This is a genomic window from Brevundimonas sp. (assembly GCF_032017145.1).
GTDB lineage: Bacteria > Pseudomonadota > Alphaproteobacteria > Caulobacterales > Caulobacteraceae > Brevundimonas.
Genome location: NZ_DALZQC010000149.1, coordinates 1 through 5,510, shown reverse-complemented (window position 1 = coordinate 5,510; position 5,510 = coordinate 1). Strand labels below are relative to the sequence as shown.

The 5,510-nt window shown below is 68.9% G+C and carries 6 protein-coding genes and 1 pseudogene; 1 reads left to right on the top strand and 6 read right to left on the bottom strand.

Translation table 11 applies throughout. The features are described 5' to 3' along the window. From thiD to folP, 4 genes are all read right to left on the bottom strand, one after another. The coding region (gene thiD / locus RTU05_RS16610) for a bifunctional hydroxymethylpyrimidine kinase/phosphomethylpyrimidine kinase (protein ID WP_312599437.1) at positions 1 to 693 on the bottom strand (693 nt) is incomplete at its 3' end. Then, positions 690 to 1,034: a multidrug efflux SMR transporter gene (locus tag RTU05_RS16605; protein WP_312599436.1), complete on the bottom strand. Its 345-nt coding sequence runs from the start codon at positions 1,032 to 1,034 to the stop codon at positions 690 to 692. The genes thiD and RTU05_RS16605, both read right to left, overlap by 4 nt. Positions 1,035 to 1,074: 40 nt before the next feature. After that, on the bottom strand, positions 1,075 to 1,431 hold the full coding sequence (locus RTU05_RS16600; RefSeq protein WP_087120564.1) for a DMT family protein: 357 nt from the start codon (positions 1,429 to 1,431) through the stop codon (positions 1,075 to 1,077). A 62-nt stretch (positions 1,432 to 1,493) separates the two neighbouring features. Continuing rightward, positions 1,494 to 2,321, bottom strand: coding sequence for a dihydropteroate synthase (gene folP / locus RTU05_RS16595; RefSeq protein ID WP_312599435.1), 828 nt, complete (start codon positions 2,319 to 2,321; stop codon positions 1,494 to 1,496). Between the two features lie 203 nt (positions 2,322 to 2,524). Here folP and RTU05_RS16590 point away from each other — a divergent pair, with 203 nt between their 5' ends. Continuing rightward, positions 2,525 to 2,935: a GreA/GreB family elongation factor gene (locus tag RTU05_RS16590; protein WP_312599434.1), complete on the top strand. Its 411-nt coding sequence runs from the start codon at positions 2,525 to 2,527 to the stop codon at positions 2,933 to 2,935. Between the two features lie 78 nt (positions 2,936 to 3,013). Here the strand turns inward: RTU05_RS16590 and ftsH are convergent, their stop codons facing one another. Together ftsH and RTU05_RS16580 are read right to left on the bottom strand one after the other, a co-directional pair. Continuing rightward, positions 3,014 to 4,972: an ATP-dependent zinc metalloprotease FtsH gene (gene ftsH, locus RTU05_RS16585; protein WP_312599433.1), complete on the bottom strand. Its 1,959-nt coding sequence runs from the start codon at positions 4,970 to 4,972 to the stop codon at positions 3,014 to 3,016. Continuing rightward, positions 4,969 to 5,510 (bottom strand): annotated as a pseudogene (locus RTU05_RS16580) (PP-loop family protein); the annotation flags it as partial. The gene ftsH and the pseudogene RTU05_RS16580, both read right to left, overlap by 4 nt.

Sequence of the window (5,510 nt, the reverse complement as noted above, 5' to 3'; positions counted from 1 at the left end):
CTCCAGCGGCCGCCCCAGCGCCAGCCCGGCCGCGCAGGCGCTGGCCAGGGTGCAGCCGGTGCCGTGGGTGTGGCGGGTGTCGATCCGTTCAGCCTCCAGCGCCGTCTCGCCGTCTGCGGTGATCAGCAGGTCGATCACCGTCGGCCCCGGCACATGGCCGCCCTTCATCAGCACCGCCCGCGCGCCCAGGGCCAGCAGGGCCTCGCCCGCCCGGCGTTGGCCGTCCAGATCATGAACGGCGATCCCCGTCAGAGCCTCGGCCTCCGGCGCATTGGGCGTCAGGAGCGCCGCGCGCGGGATCATCAGCGATTTCACCGCCTCCACCGCCGCATCGGGCAACAGCGGATGGCCGCCCTTGGCCACCATGACCGGATCGATCACGGCGGGGGCGTCGGCGCTGTCCAACAGGGCGGCGACCGTCTCCACCACCTCGACCGAGCCCAGCATTCCGGTCTTGAAGGCGTCGGTCCCGATGTCGTCCAGCACGACGCGGGCCTGAGCGGTGATCACATCCAGCGGCAGGGGATGGACGCCGTGAACGCCCAGCGTGTTCTGGATGGTGATGGCGGTGATGGCGGTGGCGGCGTACCCCCCCATCATGGTCACGGCCTTGATGTCGGCCTGGATGCCCGCCCCGCCGCCTGAGTCGGAGCCTGCCAGAATCAGGACCCGACCTTGATGAAGCGCGCTCATGCCGCCGCCCCCGAAAACAGCTTCAGCCCGACGATGCCCGCCACGATCAGCAGGATGCACACCGCCCTGACCGCCGTCGCCGGCTCGCCATAGGCCAGCATCCCCACCACCGCCGCGCCGACCGCCCCGATGCCGGTCCACACCGCATAGGCCGTGCCGATCGGCAGCTTCTGCGTCGCCACCCACAACAGGATCATGCTGCCGGCCAGGGCGATCCCCACCCCCAGGGACGTCAGCGGCCGGTGCAGGCCGACGCTCTTCAGGCCCGAGGCCCACAGAACCTCCAGCAGACCGGCGACGACCAGCGTCGCCCACGGATTGATCGACATGACCCAGGACATGACGGCTCAGATGGCCCAGCCCGCCGGTCAGGGCAAGCGATCAGGCGCCCAGCGGCCCCTTGAAGATGAAGAAGGCCCCCAGGCCGATGAAGGCGAAGCCGACCAGATGGTTCACCGTCAGCTTCTCGCCCAGATACAGGACCGAGAAACCGGCGAAGACCAACAGGGTGATCACCTCCTGCATCGTCTTCAGCTCGGCCGGCGAATAGACCTTGATGCCGATCCGGTTGGCCGGCACCGCCAGCCAGTATTCGAAGAAGGCGATGCTCCAGCTGGCGATCACCAGCAGCCACAGCGGCTTGTGCTCGAACTTCAGGTGGCCGTACCAGGCGAAGGTCATGAAGACGTTCGACAGGGCCAGCATGACGATGGGGGCGATATAGGCGGTCAGGGGCATGGGCGACGCTGCGACGGTTGATCCCCGTCCTTAGCTCAACCGCGACCGAACGTCGCGTCCGTTCAACCGGGGTCGCGCAACGCCGCCTGCACCTTCAGCGCCTGCACCGTCTCGCGCACGTCATGGACCCGCACCATCCGCGCCCCGCGCGTCGCCGCCGCCAGGGCCAGGGCGATGGAGCCGCCCAGCCGGTCGGTCGCCTGGATCGCCGTAGGGTCGACCGCCTGGATCGTGCGCTTGCGGCTGGCGGCGTACAGGACCGGAAACCCCAGACCGACCAGCGCCCCCAGGCCCGCCGTCAGGGCCAGATTGTGCGCCAGGGTCTTGCCGAAGCCGATGCCGGGGTCCAGCCAGATCCGGTCGCGCGCCACCCCCGCCGCCATCGCCGCCTCGGCGCGGCCGATCAGATAGTCCCGCACCTCGCCGGCCACGTCGTCATAGGTCGGGTTCGCCTGCATGGTGCGCGGCTCGCCCTTCATGTGCATCAGCACGATATCGCACCCCAGTTCGGCCGCGACGGCGGCGCTGTCGGGCGCCTGTGTCAGGGCCGTCACATCGTTCCACATCGTGGCCCCGGCCGCGACGGCGGCGCGGGCCACCTCGGGTTTCATCGTATCGATGCTGATCGCCCCGTGCCAGCGCGCGCGGAGGCCGGCGATGACCGGGACGACCCGCGCGATCTCCTCGGCCGCCCCCACCGGATCGGCGCCCGGCCGGGTGCTTTCGCCGCCGATGTCCAAGACGTCCGCCCCGTCCGCGACCAGACGCATGGCCCGGTCCACCGCCGCCTCGACCGAGGTCCACCGCCCGCCGTCCGAGAAGCTGTCGGGCGTGACGTTGACGATCCCCATGACCTGGGGCCGTCCCGGTGTTTGACTTTCGCGCGACATGGGACCAGCCTCTAGCCGTGATCGCTCGTTTCGTCAGCCAGGCTCGACGCCTTTCCCATGCGGGACGCCTCGTCGCAGGCTTCTGACCCGGAACGGCTGCGCGCCTTTTGCCCGTTCCGGGCGACGATCTGAAACCTGTTCTTCCCGCCGCCCCGACGCCGAACGCGCGTGTGGCGGCGCATGTCCCTTTGAGAGAAATCCCGATGACCAAGTCCACCCTGCCCGTCCGCCCCGACATCTTCCTCAGCGCCGAGGACCACGACGCCCTGTCGCGTCTGGTCGGCGACATGCCGGGCGAGGGCGTCGCCGGAATGCTTCAGGACGAGCTGGAGCGCGCCGTCATCTGCGAACCGGGCGACCTGCCCAAGGGCGCCGTGCCGCTGAACCGCTGGCTCCATTATGTCGACGGCCGTTCGTCCGACCCGCGCCGCATCCAGATCGTCCTGCCCAAGGACGCCGACATCGACGCGGGCAAGGTTTCGGTCCTGTCCCACGTCGGCGCGGGCCTGATCGGCCTGGTCGAAGGCCACACCATTTCCTGGAGCGACCCGTCCGGCGCCGAACGCAGCCTGACGCCGGTGATGATCGAGGACGCGGAAATCCTGCCCGCCTGATCCCCGGCGCCGCTCATGAAAAACCCGCCGGGAGATCGCTCTCCCGGCGGGCTTTTTCATTCCGAACTGAACGCCGGTTCAGTGAACCGTCGGCACGCTGGTCGCGGCGGGCTTGGCGACCGGAACCTCGATCTCGGTCCCGTCCGACACCGGCGTCACCGGCACCGAGACCGAAGGCCCGGCGTTGGGGAAGTTGTTCTCGTCGCGGTTCGGCGCGACGCCCTTCTCCAGCAGGTCCTTGATCTCCTCGCCCGACAGGGTTTCGTACTCCAGCAGGGCCTGCGACAGCTTCTCGTGGTGATCGGCCTTGGTCGTCAGGATGTGGCGCGCCTCGTCCCAGCCCGAGGCGACCAGACGGCGGACCTCCTCGTCGATGGTGCGGGCCGTCTCTTCGGAGATGTTCTGGCTGCGCGCGACTGAATGGCCCAGGAAGACCTCTTCCTGGTTCTCGCCGTAAGCCACCGTGCCCAGCTTCTCGGAGAAGCCCCAGCGCGTGACCATGGCCCGGGCCAGCTTGGTGGCCTGTTCGATGTCCGACGACGCGCCCGAGGTGATGTTCTCCTTGCCGAAGATCAGCTCCTCGGCCACGCGCCCGCCCGCCATGATGGCGATCCGATCGATCATCTGCTGGTATTTCATCGAATAGCGGTCGCCTTCCGGCAGCTGCATCACCATGCCCAGCGCCCGGCCGCGCGGGACGATGGTGGCCTTGTGCACCGGGTCGGCCGCCTTGACGTTCATGGCGACGATGGCGTGGCCGGCCTCGTGATAGGCGGTCAGGCGCTTTTCTTCCTCGTTCATGGCCATGGAGCGACGCTCCGAACCCATCAGCACCTTGTCCTTGGCGTCCTCGAAGTCGCGGTGCGTGACCATGCGACGATCCTTGCGCGCCGCCGTCAGCGCCGCCTCGTTGACCAGGTTCGCCAGATCGGCGCCCGAGAAGCCGGGCGTGCCGCGCGCGATGGTCTTGACGTTCACATCGGCGGCAAGGGGCACATCCTTCATGTGGACGCGCAGGATGCGTTCGCGGCCCGAGACGTCGGGGTTCGGCACCACCACCTGCCGGTCGAACCGGCCGGGACGCAGCAGGGCCGGGTCCAGAACGTCGGGACGGTTGGTCGCGGCGATCAGGATGATGTTCTCGGACGCCTCGAAGCCGTCCATCTCGACCAGCAGCTGGTTCAGCGTCTGTTCGCGCTCGTCATTGCCGCCGCCCAGCCCGGCGCCGCGATGACGGCCCACCGCGTCGATTTCGTCGATGAAGATGATGCAGGGCGCATTCTTCTTGGCCTGTTCGAACATGTCGCGCACGCGGCTGGCGCCGACGCCGACGAACATCTCGACGAAGTCCGAGCCCGAGATGGAGAAGAAGGGCACGCCCGCCTCGCCCGCCACCGCGCGCGCCAGCAGCGTCTTGCCGGTGCCGGGAGGGCCGACCAGCAGGGCGCCCTTGGGGATCTTGCCGCCCAGACGCTGGAACTTGCCCGGATCCTTCAGGAAGTCGACGACCTCCTGCAGCTCGTCCTTGGCCTCGTCCACGCCGGCGACGTCCTCGAAGGTCTTGCGCCCCTTGTGCTCGGTCAGCAGCTTGGCCTTGGACTTGCCGAAGCCCATGGCCCCGCGCGCCCCGCCCTGCATCTGGCGCATGAAGAAGATCCACACCCCGATCAGCAGCGCGATGGGCAGGATGCCCAGGAGCAGGCTCATCCAGATCGACTGGCCGCCCGACTTGGCGTCGATCTCGACCCCCGCCTGCAGCATGGAGGTCATCAGCTGTTCGTTCGGATAGACGGTGGTGGAGGTGAAGCGCTGGCCGTTCTTCAGCTCGCCGTTCACCTTGTCGACCCGCACCGTCACCTTCTTGACGTCGCCGGCGTTCACCCGCTGAACCAGTTCGGAATAGCTCATGATTTCGGGCCGTCCGCCCGCCGGCTGACCGGCCATGCCGTTCATCGCGCCGCCTTGGGACAGGGCCGCATAGCCCGCCAGCAGCGCCAGAATGATCACGCCGGTGATCGCCAGATTACGCAGGTTCATTGAGGTCCTCGGTCGTCCGCCGCCCCGCTCGGGCCGACGGTCTGGATGTGTCTGTCTGGGAAAATAGGAGGTTCCATGGCGTTACGCCATCGCGGGGCTGAAATCAGGTCGTCTTCGTGCGTCGTTTCGTCCAGCGCCAGCCTGAGCCGTTCCGCGACAAGCCCGCGCCGTTCGACCCCCGCCCCTGCAAGAACCGGTCCCGGCGCACCGTCTTCAATGAGCACGGGCCAGGCCGCCCGCGCCTGCGGCGACAGCGGGGCCAGCGCCGCCCGGTCCGCGTCCGACAGCTGCGACAATCGCCCGCGCCCCGCCACGACCGACCAGCCCGCATCGGCGGCGACGAAGGCGAACCGCCCGTCCCACACCGCCTCCACGCCCGGCGTCAGCCGCAAGGGTTCGACGCCCTTTCTCGCCATATCGCCGGCCTCGCGCACCAGGGTCGCGGTCTCGCCCTCGGCCGTGATGCGCGCCCCGCACAGGGTGGCGGTGAAATCCTCGCCCGCCCGCAGCCGCCGGACCAGGGCGGCCAGCCGCTCGC